At 67.8% G+C, this 14,627-nt stretch carries 12 protein-coding genes and 2 tRNA genes; 3 read left to right on the forward strand and 11 right to left on the reverse strand.

The features are described 5' to 3' along the window. Positions 1-34: 34 nt before the first annotated feature. Positions 35-577 (forward strand): DUF1697 domain-containing protein, encoded by a 543-nt coding sequence (locus AC1DBE_RS03330; protein ID WP_476879616.1) that lies wholly within the window; start codon positions 35-37, stop codon positions 575-577. Between the two features lie 32 nt (positions 578-609). Here AC1DBE_RS03330 and AC1DBE_RS03335 read toward each other — a convergent pair whose 3' ends face one another. The 4 genes from AC1DBE_RS03335 to AC1DBE_RS03350 all read right to left on the reverse strand — a co-directional run bounded on the left by AC1DBE_RS03335 (position 610) and on the right by AC1DBE_RS03350 (position 4,407). Further along, on the reverse strand, positions 610-2,247 hold the full coding sequence (locus AC1DBE_RS03335; RefSeq protein WP_476879615.1) for a GTPase: 1,638 nt from the start codon (positions 2,245-2,247) through the stop codon (positions 610-612). Further along, positions 2,244-4,022: a dynamin family protein gene (locus AC1DBE_RS03340; RefSeq protein ID WP_476969590.1), complete on the reverse strand. Its 1,779-nt coding sequence runs from the start codon at positions 4,020-4,022 to the stop codon at positions 2,244-2,246. Before AC1DBE_RS03340 ends, AC1DBE_RS03335 begins: the two co-directional genes overlap by 4 nt. 108 nt (positions 4,023-4,130) lie before the next feature. Beyond that, positions 4,131-4,206, reverse strand: a tRNA-Glu gene (locus AC1DBE_RS03345). Between the two features lie 129 nt (positions 4,207-4,335). Beyond that, positions 4,336-4,407: transfer RNA gene (locus tag AC1DBE_RS03350), tRNA-Gln, on the reverse strand. A 344-nt stretch (positions 4,408-4,751) separates the two neighbouring features. Here AC1DBE_RS03350 and AC1DBE_RS03355 point away from each other — a divergent pair. Beyond that, the gene (locus AC1DBE_RS03355) at positions 4,752-6,182 is read left to right on the forward strand and encodes a hypothetical protein (protein WP_476969591.1); all 1,431 of its coding nucleotides are present in this window, start codon (positions 4,752-4,754) and stop codon (positions 6,180-6,182) included. A gap of 63 nt (positions 6,183-6,245) precedes the next feature. Here AC1DBE_RS03355 and AC1DBE_RS03360 read toward each other — a convergent pair whose 3' ends face one another. The 7 genes from AC1DBE_RS03360 to AC1DBE_RS03390 form a co-directional block, all read right to left on the reverse strand. Continuing rightward, positions 6,246-6,977 carry an HAD family hydrolase gene (locus tag AC1DBE_RS03360; protein ID WP_476902984.1) on the reverse strand — a complete coding sequence of 244 codons (732 nt, stop codon included), beginning with the start codon at positions 6,975-6,977 and terminating at the stop codon, positions 6,246-6,248. Continuing rightward, positions 6,977-8,524, reverse strand: coding sequence for a glutamate--tRNA ligase (gltX, locus tag AC1DBE_RS03365; RefSeq protein ID WP_476969592.1), 1,548 nt, complete (start codon positions 8,522-8,524; stop codon positions 6,977-6,979). The genes AC1DBE_RS03360 and gltX overlap by 1 nt, the downstream gene beginning before the upstream one ends. 126 nt (positions 8,525-8,650) lie before the next feature. After that, a complete protein-coding gene (locus tag AC1DBE_RS03370) occupies positions 8,651-9,427 on the reverse strand; it encodes a fumarylacetoacetate hydrolase family protein (RefSeq protein ID WP_476880440.1) in 777 nt (258 codons plus the stop codon). A gap of 10 nt (positions 9,428-9,437) precedes the next feature. After that, the gene (locus AC1DBE_RS03375) at positions 9,438-10,238 is read right to left on the reverse strand and encodes an MBL fold metallo-hydrolase (RefSeq protein ID WP_476969593.1); all 801 of its coding nucleotides are present in this window, start codon (positions 10,236-10,238) and stop codon (positions 9,438-9,440) included. Positions 10,239-10,339: 101 nt separating this feature from the next. After that, positions 10,340-11,452, reverse strand: a complete 1,113-nt coding sequence (locus AC1DBE_RS03380) for a branched-chain amino acid aminotransferase (protein WP_476969594.1) — start codon at positions 11,450-11,452, stop codon at positions 10,340-10,342. A 149-nt stretch (positions 11,453-11,601) separates the two neighbouring features. Next, positions 11,602-12,654, reverse strand: coding sequence for a 3-isopropylmalate dehydrogenase (locus tag AC1DBE_RS03385; protein ID WP_476969595.1), 1,053 nt, complete (start codon positions 12,652-12,654; stop codon positions 11,602-11,604). A 62-nt stretch (positions 12,655-12,716) separates the two neighbouring features. Next, the gene (locus AC1DBE_RS03390) at positions 12,717-13,484 is read right to left on the reverse strand and encodes a class F sortase (protein WP_476969596.1); all 768 of its coding nucleotides are present in this window, start codon (positions 13,482-13,484) and stop codon (positions 12,717-12,719) included. A 358-nt stretch (positions 13,485-13,842) separates the two neighbouring features. Here AC1DBE_RS03390 and AC1DBE_RS03395 point away from each other — a divergent pair, with 358 nt between their 5' ends. Next, a complete protein-coding gene (locus tag AC1DBE_RS03395; RefSeq protein ID WP_476969597.1) occupies positions 13,843-14,460 on the forward strand; it encodes a hypothetical protein in 618 nt (205 codons plus the stop codon). Positions 14,461-14,627: the final 167 nt, after the last annotated feature.

The following is a 14,627-nucleotide window of genomic DNA, read 5'->3' on the forward strand; positions in this document are numbered from 1 at the left end:
GACCCCAACCGGCGGGCACCGCTAGGCTGTGGCCATGAACAGCTATGCGGTCTTCCTGCGCGGGGTCAACGTGGGCGGCATCAACATCAAGATGGCCGAGCTCAAAGAGGCCCTCAAATCACGGCCCTTCGAGGCGGTAAAGACCCTCCTGGCCAGCGGAAACGTTGTCCTTGCCAGCAAGCTCTCGGCCAGCCGGGTGAAGGCCGAGTTTGAGGCATGCCTGCGGGAGACCTTCGGCTACGACGCCTGGGTGGTGGTGTTGACCGCCGACCGGGTCGCCGCCCTGGTGGACGCCTGCCCCTACCCCGCCGACGACGCCGCAACCCACAGCTACGTGACCCTCTCCTCCGATACCGGAATCCTGACGGAACTCTTCGATGCGGGATGTGCGCTCGAGGGCGTCGAGCTGACGCGGCTGGGCCCCGAAGCCGTCGCGTGGCTGGCCCCAACGGGCGGCACCCTGGAGAGCCCGTTCAGTAAGCTCTCCGCCAAGGCAAAATACAAGGCCAGCACCACCACCCGGAACCTGCGCACCATGATTAAGGTTCGAGACGCCGCAGAACAGGCCTCGGGTTAGCCGCCGGGCAGCTCCCGCAGCAGTCAAACCGGTCAGCGGCCAGGCAGCCCCGACGGCCCGGCCGCGGCTTTCAGCGCGGCGTTGAAGGACTTGAGGCGGCTGACCTCGAGCTCCACCGGCTCCACCACGTACTCTTCCGCGACGACGGCGACCGCCGCCTGCAGCCGTTTCCTGGCCAGCCTGGCGCGTCCACGGGCTGCCGCACCTGCAATGAACTTCGCGGCCAGGGCCAGGACCAATCCCAGCAGCACTCCCCCGGCCACCATCACCGTAGGAACCGGCCAGCCCTCCACCCGGGGCACCTCCGGCACGGGAAGTTGGAAGTACCCCAAGGCCGCCAGCACTCCAAGCCAGCCCAGGCCGCCGAGCGCCACGAGCAAGCCCAGCCACTGGACCACGTTGAAAGCCGTCCACCACCACGAGCTACGCCCCGCCTTGAGGTCCGTTCCCGCGACTGCCTGGTCCAGCGCGTCCGGGAGCCGCTCACGGCCCTCCCTGGCGGCACCACGGATAACGGCGCGCCAGGGGCCGGGCGCGCCGTCGGACGCCGCGTCGGCAAATTCCCGCACGGCCGCGTCGGTGCGCGCCCGCTCCGGTGCCCCGGCAGGGGGCAACGAGGTCCGGTTCAACTCGGGCCGCTCCCCGGTCCGGCGCAGGTTCAGCCGGCGCAGCGGGTCCGGCCGGAACCGGACCAGCCAGCGGGTTACCGGCCAGCCGGTCCGGCGGGTGGCCTCCTGCCGGTAGGAGCGGGCCACTGCATCCACCACCAACGGGACATTCGCGGCCACCGCCAGTTCGCCGGCCAGCCGGTCGCGGCTACCGGACCGGACCCCGGCTGCGTCGCCCGTCCCGGAAGCCTCGGCCAGCCGGACTGCAGCCCGGTCAACATCTGCGGCCAGGCGCTGTGAGAGGGCCAGCCGTTGCATCACGACGTGCCGGATGGCGGCCCGGACTTTGTCGACACCGGTCCCGACCACGGCAGAGGCGCCGAGGACCTGGACTTTGCCCAGTCCGTCGCGCGCCAGGATGCCCTTCAGGGACTCCAGTACGGGGCGGATTTCGTGCTCGGGTAGCCTGTCGATCTGGTTGAGGACCACCAGGGTGACGGCGGCATGCGAGGCGAGGGGCGCAAGGAAATCATTGTGGACGGCGGCGTCGGCGTATTTCTGCGGGTCCAGCACCCACACCAGGACGTCCACCAGCCCCACCATGCGCTGCACAATCTCGCGGTTCGCCGCCCGGGTCGAGTCAAAGTCCGGCAGGTCCAGCAGGATGAGTCCGGTGGAGTCGTCGGCAAAACCGATCACCGGGGCGGCGTGGTGCCGGTTGCTGACCTCCAGCCAGTCAAGGAGCCCGTCGCTGCCTTCGGCGCCCCAGATACCGGCGAGCGGCTCGGACGTGGTGGGACGCCGCGCGGCCGCCGTCGCAATCTCCGCGCCGCTCACGGCGTTGAACAAGGAGGACTTTCCGCTGCCGGTCGCGCCGAAGAACCCGACGACGGTGTGGTCCGCCGATAGCGACCGGCGGGAGCTCGCCCGCTCCAGGATGTCGAGCACCTCATCCAGGGTTTCGTCCGGGAGGGCGCCGTCGGCGAGTTCCCGAGCTTCGTTGAGGGCATCGAGCCGCCGGTCCAATGTTGACGCCTCTTTAGCGGCGGCGTGGCGGATCATGCCGCCGCCAGCCGGCCGAGCGCCGCGGCGTGGTCAGAGAGTACAGCAGGTGGCGCCGCGTCGGGCAGCTCGAGCCGGACCAGGAAGCGTTCCTGCTCGGCCTCCAGCAGACGCTCGCACCTGGCCTGCAGATCCTCGCGGGCCGTTTTGGCGAGCCGGCGCACGGCGTCCTCGCCGAAGATGGCTTCGAGGACTCGCTGGCCAACGACGGCGGTGCCGCCGGCTACGCCGATCTCCAGTCCCGTCAGGCCCGCCGTCATGGAAAAGACGACGATCATCAGCGCCGCACCCAGGCCGTTGATGCCGAACGACAGCCAGCGGGCCTGGCTGCGTTTGCCTTGGCCCTCGGTCCGGATGAGTTCCATCAGGCTCCCCTGCCACCCCCGGATCTCGGCAGCCACGGCGTCGGCGAACCCCGCACTGGTGCCGGACAGGTCATCGGTGCCCAGCAGTTGCCGTCCGGCGGGATCCGAGCGCCAGCGCTGGTCGGCCTCTTCGGCGGCGTTGGCGGCCTCGTCGAGGATTACGGCCTGAAGGCCGGTTTCGATCGCTGTCTCCACCCGCACGGCCGGGGTGGGTTCACCCCGAAAAAATGCCCCCATACGGTCCCGCAGCCGTCCGATGTTCTGCTCCATCACCCGGAAGAACTCTCCCGTACCGACAAAGTCCTGCCAGCGGGCCAGGACCTCGCCGCGCAGCAGGGCACCGTCGCGGGTGGCTTCCATGATCCTGCGGACGGCGTCCGTGTAGGCGCTCGTGGCATCGCTGGCCAGTACACCGGCCGCACAGCGCTGGGCCGCCACCGCGCCGGCTACGGCCTCAACCCGCCCGGCCAGTGCCCTGACGGTGCCGTTGAGGGTCCGGCGGGCAATTGCTGAGCGGCCGGCGGCATCGGCGGCGAGCTCCTGGAGCCAGGACCGCAGCGGCGCTACGGCGTCGGCCGGCAACATTCCCATGCCGTCAAGGGCCACTTCGGGCACAACGAAGAGCCGTGCAGAGCCGAGTCCTTCGCGGTTGAGCATGGACCGGAGATCCGAGGCGACTTCCTCCTCGGCGGCTTGCGGTACCCGGTCCAGCACCACGGCCACCATGATGTCGCGTGAGGCGGCGTCCAGCAGGAGGCGCCACGGGACGGCGTCGGCGTACCGATTGGCAGTGGTGACAAAAACCCACAGGTCGGCAGCGGCGAGCAGTTGTCCGGCGAGCCTGCGGTTCTCATCCGAGATGGAATCGACGTCGGGGGCGTCCAGCAGGGCAATGCCCTCCGGTACGGCCGGATCGGCAGCGAGGACCAGCGAGGTGATGGCGGCAGGGTCTGGCGTGGGCCCGGCCTGGTTGGCGGGCAGCGGCGTGGCGACGACGGTGCCGCGGATCCGGCTCAGGCTCGGGAGCACGCGCTGATCCTCGAACCAGGCGGCGTCGTCGGGGTGGTGGAGCAGGATGGGCTGCCGGGTGGTGGGACGGATCGCGCCGGCCCGGGTGACCGCGTGGCCTAGGAGTCCGTTGACCAGGGTGGACTTGCCGGCGCCGGTGGAACCGCCGACGACGGCGAGCAGGGGCGCATCCAGGCTGCGGTAACGGGGCAGGATGTAGTCGTCCAGCTGCGACAAGGTCTGGCGGATGTCCAGACGGGCAGCCTCGGCGCCGGCCAGGGCCAGCGGCAGGGACGCCGCGGACAGCTCCTGGCGCACCGCTTCAAGCAGCTCGACGGCGGCCGCCTGGCGTGCTGCGGCGGTCGGTTGCCCGGACGTCCCGGTACTTTCGTTGGCGCTCACAGCAACATCATGCCAGTTGGCTGGAGGCGGCCCGGGCGTTTCGGGCGTCGGAACAATGGTGCCGACAAACAAAAACGGCCCCGGGCGCTAAGCCCGGGACCGTTCTGATGGTGACCCCAGCGGGATTCGAACCCGCGTTACCGCCGTGAGAGGGCAGCGTACTAGGCCGCTATACGATGGGGCCAAGCACTCTCCAAACAGCATCTCTGCTGTTCGAGCCAAGCTAGTATTTCATAAACTCGGCTTTCGTTCCAAATCGGCGAGGCCGGTGTGGAACCCCTGATTTCCGCGTGATTCCGCGGAATTTTCAGAGCTGGGATACCAGGACTCGAACCTAGAATGACGGTACCAGAAACCGTAGTGTTGCCAATTACACCATATCCCAATGGAACTTTCGGGCCGGTCCTGCGGGTCCAAACCCGCGCTCCCAGCGCCTCAGCACGAGTAATTACTTTACCCGAGAGTTTTGCCCTGCACAAATCGGCGCACCGACTCCTCACCGCAGGGCCTGGGGACGCCCCCAGCGGCGCCTTTTTGGGATCCATCCGCCGAAACCCTTGCCAATTCGACGCCAGCAAGTTTACGCTCGGTAAGTTACCAATGAGTAACAACCCCTCCCCCACCTGGCTGCGGGCAGAACAACGACCATTTTTGGATGTTAGCTGCATCACAGTTCCGGGGGGTCGGCAGCAGAGCCGCTGCCGGCGAGATCGTCGAGAGGAACAACCCGTGCCACAAAGCCGTGTCGCCACCGCCCCGCCCCGCACCCGGGCGCAACAGATCGCCATCGCCATTCTGGCCCTGCTGCTGATCGCCCTGCTGGCCTTCTACACTCTGGTCACCGGCCGCATCACGGATGGATCGGCCAGGCTCAACGACGGCGCGGGCCAGGCCGCCGCAGGGGCGCAGCAGTTGAAGGACGGAGCCGGGAAACTGGCTACCGGCGCAGGGCAGGCAGACGTCGGTGCCGGGAAACTCTCCGACGGCGCCTCGAAGATCCAGGAAGGGATTGCGGGCAAGCTGGCCCCTGGCGCGCAAAAGCTCGACGCCGGGGCGCAAAGCCTCGCGACGGGAGCCGTCAAAATCCAGGCGGACGTCAACAACAAGCTGGCCCCGGGCGTCTACAAGGTGGACGACGGCGCGCAGAAACTTGCCGCCGGCGCCGTGCAGCTCTGCGCCGCCCTGACCCCTACGGCCTCCGGGACCGCGCCGAACAACCTTGGTGACGGCGCCACCCAGCTCGACGCCGGGGCTGCCAAACTGGCCGACGGAACCGGACGCCTTGCCGCGGGCACCACCCAGCTGAAGGCCGGCACCGACCAGCTCAAGGGCTACCGGGGCGCCAACAACAATCCCGAAGCCGGCACCGGCACCGCCGCACTGGCCCAGGCGCTGGAACTGCTCAAGGCCGCCGCAGACGACCCCATCCAGGGCCTTGCTCCGCTGGCCGTGGTCAAAGACAAGATTGCCAAGATCCTCGCGGGAGCCCAGCGGCTGGATGCGGGGGCCTCCCAGCTCCAGGCCGGCGCAGCCCAGCTCAATGGCGGCGCGTCCCAGCTCAACGCCGGCGCGGGCCAGCTCCACGCCGGGACCGGAAAGCTGACCGCAGGTTTCGCCACCCTCGCGCAGAAGCTCAACAGCCAGGACCCCAACGCCCCCGGCGTTGTCCTCGGCACCCAGCTCCTCGCAGCCGGAACGGCAAAGATCCGCGTTGGGATGGACGGCGTCCCCGGCGACCCCGAACACCCCGGCCTGCTCAAGGCCACTGCCCGGATGACCGACGGCACATCACGGCTGGCCGACGGTACGCAGTCGCTGAACACCGGCATCACCGGAGACCCCGCCGATCCGGCCAACCCGGGCCTGCTCAAGGGCTCCACGGCCCTCGCCAACGGCGCTTCGCAGCTCTCGGACGGCAACACGAAGCTGGCGTCGGGCTCCAACCTGCTCTCCACCGGGGCCGGCAAGCTGGCCGACGGTAACTCCCGGATCGCCGAGGGCACGGGCACGCTCTACTCGAGTGCGGCCGCAGTGTCGCCGTCGAACATGATCAAGGCTGACGTCGCCGTGGCCCTGGGCCTGGTGGTTCTCCTGGGCCTGGCCGCCGTCGGAGTCTTCCTTGCACTGCGCAACCGGAGGCTTACGCAGGAAACGGCCTAGACCGCACGCAGAACGGCCCGCCCGGAGGAATGGATCCTCCGGGCGGGCCGTTTTTGTTGCCGGTCAGGCCAGCAGATCCGTCAGGGATGCGACCTCGCGCCCGGCGAAGCCCGGTGCAGGCTCCCCGGTGCGGTTCAGCCATACGCCCACCAGGCCGGCCGCCGTCGAGCCCTCCGCGTCAAGGAGGCGGTTGTCGCCGACGTACAAAGTGTCCCCGGCGCCCGTGCCGAGCCTGCGGACTCCCTCGAGGTAGATCGCGGGATCGGGCTTCGGCACACCCACAGTGTCCGTCCCCACAAGGACCCCAATGCGCTCGAGCCCGGCGGCGTCCAGCTTCACCCGCTGGTAATCATGCACGTTGTTGCTCACGGCGCCGTAGGGAACCTCGGCGGCGTCGAGCGCGTCCAGCAGCGGTCCCACGTCCTCGAACGCGCGGATGTAGCTGTGCTGGAGGCTGGCGTAGGAGCTCACCCAGTGGTGGGCCTGTTCGCCGTCTTCGAGTTCGACGCCGAAGTGCCCCAGGGCCGCCCGGCCGCGGAGCAGGCGTTGTTCATTGAACGTCAGCTCCCCGGCCAGGTAGCGGTCGTAGAAGTGGGTTGTCTCCCGGGTGAAGATCCGCCCGAACCGCTCCCAGCCGGCCTCGTCCAGGCCCGGCAGGAGGTGGCCGCTGACATCGCGCAGGGCCGTTGTCATGGCGAACTCGAGGTCCACCAGGGTGTCGTCGATGTCGAACAGCACCCCGCGGATGCCCTCGAGTCCGGCCGCAAGCACGCCGGTCCCGGCCCCGCCGTTCATCAGCCGCGGAAGGCGCGCAGGCGCGCCAGGGACGAGTCCTTGCCGAGGATCACCATGGACTCGAACAGCGGCGGGGAAATCCGCCGGCCGGAGACTGCCGTGCGGACGGGGCCGAACGCGAGACGCGGTTTGACGCCGAGCCCCTCCACGAGGGCCTCCTTCAGCGCTGCCTGGATGTTCTCCGCCGTCCAGTCCGTCACCGGTTCCAGGGCGGCGAGGGCGGCGTCAAGGACCTCGGTGAGGTTCGCAGGCAGGCCCTTGCGGGCGTCGTCGGCGACGTCGATCGCGTCATCGGCCTTGAAGAGGAAGGCCAGCATCTCCGGGGCTTCGCCGAGCAGGGAGATGCGTTCTTGGATGAGCGGTGCGGCTTCGGCCAGGATGGCGTCCTCGCGGGGGGTCAGGGTCTCGCCCACCAGCCCTGCGGCCTGCAGGTACGGCACCAGGCGGCCGCGGAAATCCTCGGGAGCGAGCATCCGGATGTGGGTGCCGTTGATCGCTTCGGCCTTCTTGATGTCGAAGCGGGCCGGGTTGGCCAGCACGTCGTTGACGTCGAAGTGCTCGATCAGCTGCTCGACGGTGAAGATGTCCTCGTCGGCGGACAGGCTCCAGCCCAGCAGCGACAGGTAGTTCAGCAGGCCCTCGGGGATGAAGCCGCGGTCGCGGAGCAGGAAGAGGTTGGACTGCGGGTCGCGCTTGGACAGCTTCTTGTTGCCCTCGCCCATCACGTACGGCAGGTGGCCGAACACGGGCAGGTAGCTGGCCACGCCGATCTCCATCAGGGCACGGAAGAGCACCACCTGGCGGGGCGTAGAGGACAGCAGGTCCTCGCCGCGCAGCACGTGGGTGATGCCCATAAGGGCGTCATCGACCGGGTTGACCAGTGTGTAGAGCGGCGAGCCGTCGGCCCGGACGATCACGTAGTCGGGGATGCTGCCGGCTTTGAAGGTGATGTCGCCGCGCACCATGTCGGTGAACGTGACGTCCTCGTCGGGCATCCGGACGCGCAGCACCGGCTTGCGGCCTTCGGCCTTGAAGGCGGCCAGCTGATCCTCGGAAAGGTCGCGGTCGAAGTTGTCGTAACCCAGCTTGGGGTCGCGGCCGGCAGCCCGGTGGCGGGCTTCAACTTCCTCCGGCGAGGAGTAGCACTCGTAGGCGTAGCCGGCCTCCATCAGCTTCGCGACGACATCCTTGTAGAGGTCCAGGCGCTGCGACTGGCGGTACGGCTCGTGCGGGCCGCCCACCTCGACGCCTTCCTCCCAGCTGATGCCCAGCCACTTGAGGGCCTCCAGCAGCTGCTGGTAGCTCTCCTCCGAGTCACGTGCGGCGTCAGTGTCCTCGATGCGGAACACGAAGGTGCCCTTGGTGTGCTTGGCGTGGGCCCAGTTGAAGAGGGCCGTGCGGATCAAGCCGACGTGGGGGGTGCCGGTCGGCGAGGGGCAGAACCGGACCCGGACAGGGGTTTCGGCAGTGACTTCGCGGGTGGCTTCACGGGTCAGTTCCGTGCTGGCAGTGCTGGAGACGGCGTCGGGTGCGGTGGGAGTAGTCATAGTGATACCAACTTTACCGCGTGCGCCGAGCCGCTTTCGGCTCGAAAAAGGACGGCCGCACCGTGGATCCACAGTGCGGGATCCACGGTGCGGCCGTCCTGGCGGCTTTCCTTGTTGCGGTACCGGCTAGCGGCGGACCACTGGGTTGGAGAGGCGGCCGATACCTTCGATCTCGACCTCGAAGCGGTCGCCGGCTTCGACCAGGCCGACGCCGGCAGGGGTGCCGGTCATAATTACGTCGCCGGGGAGCAGGGTGAACGCCTGCGAGACGACGGAAACCAGTTCGCGGACGCCGCGGATCATCTGGCTGGTGCTGCCGTCCTGCCGGAGGTCGCCGTTGAGCCGGCCCTGGATCTTCAGGTCCTCAGTGTCCAGTTCCGTCTCGATCCACGGGCCGAGCGGCGCCGAGGTGTCAAAGCCCTTCGCACGGGCCCACTGCAGATCCGTTTTCTGGACGTCGCGCGCCGTGAGGTCGTTGCCGCACGTGTAGCCGAAGACGACGTCGTCGACCCGTTCCTCCGGTACGTCCTTGCAGATGCGGCCGATCACGACGCACAGCTCTGCTTCGAAGGAAATCTCCTCGGAAAACTCGGGAAGGATAATCGGATCGTTGGGCCCGATCACTGAGGTGTTGGGCTTGAGGAACAGCAGCGGCTGCGCCGGCACCTCGTTGCCCAGCTCGTGGGCGTGTTCCACGAAGTTGCGTCCGACGCCGATCACCTTACTGCGCGGGATGATCGGGGCCAGGAGGCGGACGTCCTCCAACTTGTGCTTGACGGCAGTCCGCTCCACACCGTGGAAGAAGGGGTCACCGTTGATGACAGTGATTTCCTCACTGCCGGGCTGGCCTTCAACAATGCCGTACATGGGATCAGAATCGACTACAAACCGGGCGATACGCATGGTTCCAACCCTACCGTCTCGGCGGAACGGAGCGCAGATAGTCCAACTGTGCGGCGACGGAGAGTTCCGCCGCCGGACGGACGGCCGGGTCGACGGCGGCGTACACCGCGTCAGCCACTTCCTGCACCCCGGCCTCGGCACCCAGTTCCTCCAGCGCGGCCCGGATCTGGCCGAGCCGGTCCTGCCGGTGGTCGCGGTAGGCCCGGACGATGCTGTCGAGCGCCGGAAGCAGGGGTCCGTGAGCCGGGAGGACGGTGGCAGGGCCCAGATCTTCAAGCCGGTCCAGAGAGTCGAGGTAGTCTCCCAGCTTCCCGTCCGGGTAGTCCAGGACCGTGGTGCCGACGCCGAGGATGGTGTCGCCCGTAAGGACCGCACCGTGGGGCCCGTCGGCCGGCAGGTGGAAGCACACTGAATCGGAGGTGTGGCCCGGCGTCGCGAGGACCCGGATTTCGACCCCGGCGGCGTGCAGGACTTCTCCTGCCCGGAGCGGCTCTCCGCCGTGGCAGTGCGCGGGGTCGGCGGCGCGGACCGGCGCCCCGGTGAGTTCGGCAAAGCGCACGGAGGCGGCGGTGTGGTCGGCGTGGCGGTGCGTGATGAGGACGAGTTCGACGGCGCCGTAGCGCATCAGTTCCCGCAGGTGGTCCTCATCAAGCGGCCCCGGGTCAACCACCACCACGCGGCTCGAACCGGGCGCCGCCACGACGTAGGAGTTGGTGCCGTGCAGGCTCATGGGGCCGGGGTTGGGGGCCAGCCGGAACCTCGTCAGTTCGGTGCTGCGGACCAGGGCGCGGTCATCATCGGGGATCACCATTCCATCTTCCCACCGCGGCGTTCAAACGAGCAGCAGCAGGAGAATCACGACGGCGGCCCGCACCAAATGGTGCGGGCCGCCGTCGTACTTATCCGGACAGGCTATGCCAGGCGGGTCAGCCAGCCGTGGGTGTCCTCGACCGTGCCGGTCTGGATGCCGAGCAGCTGGGCGCGGATGGCCATGGTGGTCTCCCCCGCGGTCGCGTCCTCGGAGCCGATGAATTCGGTGTCGTCCTTCAGGACGCCGATCGGGGTGATGACGGCGGCGGTACCGCAGGCGAAGACCTCGGCGATTTTGCCGGACGCAACGCCCTCGCGCCACTCATCAAGGGTGATCTTGCGCTCCGTGACGTCGCGGCCCATGTCACGGGCCACTTGGATAACGGAGGAGCGGGTGACACCTTCGAGGATGGTGCCGGAGAGGGCGGGGGTGACCAGCGAACCGTCTTTCATCACGAAGAAGACGTTCATGCCGCCGAGTTCCTCAACGGCGTTGTCGTTGAACTGGTCGAGGAACAGGACCTGCTTGCAGCCGTGGGCCTCGGCCTCCTGCTGGGCGATCAGTGAGGCGGCGTAGTTGCCGCCGCACTTGGCGGCCCCGGTGCCGCCGCGGCCGGCGCGGGCGTATTCGCGGGAGATCCAGATGGACACCGGCTTCAGCTCCCCGCCGAAGTAGTTGCCCGCGGGCGAGGCGATGACGCGGAAGGAGACCTCACGGGCGGCGCGGACCCCCAGGAACGCTTCGGTGGCGATCATAAAGGGACGCAGGTACAGGGCTTCGCCGTCGCCGGACGGGACCCATTCGCGGTCCGCTGAGACAAGTTCACGGATGGCGGCAAGGAAGTATTCCTCGGGCAGCTCCGGCAGAGCCAGCCGGCGCGCGGACTTGTTCAGGCGCGCTGCGTTGGCCTCGGGCCGGAACGTCCAGACCGAACCGTCGGCGTGGCGGTAGGCCTTGAGCCCCTCGAAGATCTCCTGGCCGTAGTGCAGCACCGCGGCCGAAGGGTCAAGCGAGATGGGGCCATAGGGTTCGATCCGGGCATCGTGCCAGCCGCCCTTGCCCTCGGCATCAACGCTGTAGTCGACCACTGCGGTGTGGTCAGTGAAGTAGTCGCCGAACCCCGGGTTGGCCAGGATAGCTGCGCGTTCTTGTGCGGACTTCGGGGTCGCCGAGAGCCGCTGGGTGAATTCGACGCCATGGGCAGTCTGGGTCATGGTTCCTCCACGGTCGGCTGCCTGGTGTGTGAACGCGGTTCATCCTCGGACCACGGCAGCATATTGGTGATTCGAAACAAGCTTACGCCCGTTGCAGCGGCCCTCCGGGGCGTCGTCGTCCCCGTCCCGGACGGCGAGCGGGCCGGGTGTCAGAGAGAGGCGGCAATCGCGTCGCCGATCGCGGCGGTGCTGCGGAAGCTCCCGTCGCGGCTTTCGACGTCGGCTGCCACTGCCGCCTCGATCTTCCGGGCCGCTGCGGTGTAGCCCAGGTGGTCCAGCAACAGGGCCGCGGACAGGATGGCGGCGCTCGGGTCGGCCTTCTGCTGGCCGGCGATGTCCGGAGCCGAGCCGTGCACCGGCTCAAACATCGACGGTGCTGTGCGGTCCATATTGATGTTTCCGGACGCGGCCAGGCCGATGCCGCCGGTCACGGCGGCGGCGAGGTCGGTGAGGATGTCACCAAAGAGGTTGTCCGTGACGATCACATCAAAGCGCGCCGGATCGGTGACCATAAAGATCGTTGCGGCATCAACGTGGAGGTAGTCATGGGTAACCTCCGGGAACTCCTGCGCGACGGCCTCGACGGTCCGCTTCCACAGGTGCCCGGCGAAGACCAGCACGTTGTGTTTGTGAACCAGCGTCAGCCTCTTGCGCGGGCGCGCGTTGGCCCGGCGGAACGCATCACGGACCACCCGTTCGACGCCGTGAGCGGTGTTGAGCGAGACTTCCGTGGCTACCTCGTGGGGTGTCCCCTCGCGCAGGGTGCCGCCGTTGCCGACGTAGGGCCCTTCGGTTCCCTCCCGGACCACGATGAAGTCGATCTCTCCGGGGTTGGCCAGCGGGCTGCCGACACCGGCGTACAGCCGGGAGGGGCGCAGGTTCACAAAGTGGTCGAGGCTGAACCGGAGTTTAAGCAGCAGTTCACGTTCAATGATCCCGGAGGGAATGCGGGTGTCGCCGGGAGCGGCGCCCACGGCACCGAAGAGGATCGCATCCCGGGTGCGGAGGTCCGCCAGGGTTTCCGCCGGCAGGGTCTCCCCCGTCTCGAGCCAGTGCTGGGCGCCCAGCTCATAATGGGTTTGCTGCAGGACGATGCCTTCTGCGGCGGCGGCCTTCTCGAGGACTTTCAGCGCCTCGGCGGTTACTTCCGGGCCAACGCCGTCGCCGGGGATAACTGCCAGGTCAATCGTGGATGCGCTCATGGATTCAGCGTAGCTGCGCAATCCACATGCTGGGCAAATCGTCTCATTATGCGGAAAGGGGCCTAGCTCCCTGTGACCGGCGACGCCACAACGGCGACGTTCTGGCCCCACAGATCACCGGTGTAACAGGAGATCAGGACCAGCCTGTTCGGAACCACGGCCCAGATCGGGCTGTCTTTCAAACCCGCTTTCACGTAGGTCGTGACGGAGTCCACTTTGTACGCAATGGCTCCGGTCGCCGTCTGCACCGTCAGCGTGTCCCCTGGCCTGGCCAAGGTGCTTAGCCGATTGAACGGCGCCTCGACGCCCTGCCAGCTGTGTCCGACGACGTACGTGGTATTCGTCGATCCGGCCCCCGGCGTACCGAACGGCGCCAGCCAGTAGCCGTCCATTGTCTCCGGGGGCACGATGCTCTGGCTTGCAGCCTCACCCGGTGTCGGCTGCAGTGGATGAATGGCGACGTCCATCTGCGCTGCCGGGTAGGAAATACGCTGCGGAACGGAGGCCACGGGCCCCTGCGCCCAGGGCGGTGCCGTGTGCTGGGGCGCCGCTTTCGGGGAGGCGGGAGGCCGCGCGGCGGACGGACCTGGGCTCGGCCGTAGGGCGACTGCTGCCGGAGTGGTTGCCGCGGCTGCGGCCGTTGGCAGGGATGCCGCTACGGGTTCGGACGAGCCGTTCCCTCCGCCGGTGACGCCGAAAGCTGCGTAGAGGATCCACGCTGCCAGGAGTCCAATGAGGCAGGCCGCCAGAAGCACTTTGTCGCGGCCGCGCATCAGCAGGACGCGGGGTGCCGCAGTGGCGGAACTGTCGGCTTTGCTGCTGAGGGCCATGAGTGCTCCTGGTGAGCTGTACCTTGTTGCAATGGCTGTGCGGGGTTGCAATGGCTGTGCGGGCCGGTTGCACACTGGCAGCCGGCCCGCACCTTACCTAACTGGTGGCTTTGCCGCTTCGGAGCATGCCCCGCAGGAGGGCCGTGGCAGCCCCCGCGGTGAGTACTCCAGTGAGAAGCGAGAGCCACAGCGGAATGCCCGCAGCAGGAGTGCTGGCGACCGCCGTCTGGACGTTGAACCCAACGTTGGCCACCACCGGAGCCGGTGCTCCCGTGGCTGCGCCGGTTGGCGGCGTCGCGGGCTTGACCGGCTTCACTGCCGGCGGAGTCGCGGGCTTGGCCGGCTCATCGCAACCGCAATGATCGCCGTCACCGTTGTGGTCCCCGCCGTGGCCATGTCCGTCGCCGTCACCGTTGTGGTCTCCGCCGTGGCCATGTCCATCGCCGTCACCGTTGTGGTCTCCGCCGTGGCCATGTCCATCGCCGTTCCCGTTTCCGTTTCCGTTGCCGTTTCCGTCACCGTTGTGATCGCCACCGTTCCCGTTTCCGTTTCCGTTTCCGTTGCCGTTTCCGTTGCCGTCACCGTTGTGATCGCCACCGTTCCCGTTTCCGTTTCCGTTCCCGTCACCGTTGTGATCGCCACCGTTCCCGTTTCCGTTTCCGTTCCCGTTCCCGCTTCCGTTTCCGTTGCCGTTGCCGTCACCGTTGTGATCGCCACCGTTCCCGTTTCCGTTGCCGTTGCCGTTGTGATCACCCGACTGGCCACCATTGCCGTTGCCATTACCGTTGTGATCACCCGACTGGCCACCATTGCCGCTGCCATTACCGTTGCCAGGCTTGTCGCCCTTATCCGGCTTGTTCGACTTGTCCGGCGCCGGCGGAGCTTCCGGCTTGTTCGAATTGTCCGGCTTGTTCGAGTTGTTCGAAGTGTCCGGCTTGTTCGAGTTGTCGGGCGCGGTCGGCTTGTCCGGGTGTGAATCGGCGGACGAGCCGCCTGTGTGCACCCCGGCGGGATTGCTCGGAGGTGCCGCGTTTGCAGTGGCTGCGCTGCCCAGCAGGGCGAGGCCAAAGATCCCCATAGTTGCGATTAGTCGTTTCACCGTTCGTCGCTCCATTCAGAGTCGATTTCCGACCTGACGGCACT

The organism is Arthrobacter sp. 10T416, from assembly GCF_056394165.1.

Bases quoted from the DNA above. Each gene is read 5' to 3' on its own strand.
- AC1DBE_RS03385 (WP_476969595.1), bottom strand. From the start codon at position 12,654: ATGAGCGCATCCACGATTGACCTGGCAGTTATCCCCGGCGACGGCGTT.
- AC1DBE_RS03370 (WP_476880440.1), bottom strand. From the start codon at position 9,427: ATGCGTATCGCCCGGTTTGTAGTCGATTCTGATCCCATGTACGGCATT.
- AC1DBE_RS03375 (WP_476969593.1), bottom strand. From the start codon at position 10,238: ATGGTGATCCCCGATGATGACCGCGCCCTGGTCCGCAGCACCGAACTG.
- gltX (WP_476969592.1), bottom strand. From the start codon at position 8,524: ATGACTACTCCCACCGCACCCGACGCCGTCTCCAGCACTGCCAGCACG.
- AC1DBE_RS03360 (WP_476902984.1), bottom strand. From the start codon at position 6,977: ATGAACGGCGGGGCCGGGACCGGCGTGCTTGCGGCCGGACTCGAGGGC.
- AC1DBE_RS03335 (WP_476879615.1), bottom strand. From the start codon at position 2,247: ATGATCCGCCACGCCGCCGCTAAAGAGGCGTCAACATTGGACCGGCGG.
- AC1DBE_RS03380 (WP_476969594.1), bottom strand. From the start codon at position 11,452: ATGACCCAGACTGCCCATGGCGTCGAATTCACCCAGCGGCTCTCGGCG.
- AC1DBE_RS03395 (WP_476969597.1), top strand. From the start codon at position 13,843: ATGATCGCCGTCACCGTTGTGGTCCCCGCCGTGGCCATGTCCGTCGCC.
- AC1DBE_RS03330 (WP_476879616.1), top strand. From the start codon at position 35: ATGAACAGCTATGCGGTCTTCCTGCGCGGGGTCAACGTGGGCGGCATC.
- AC1DBE_RS03390 (WP_476969596.1), bottom strand. From the start codon at position 13,484: ATGGCCCTCAGCAGCAAAGCCGACAGTTCCGCCACTGCGGCACCCCGC.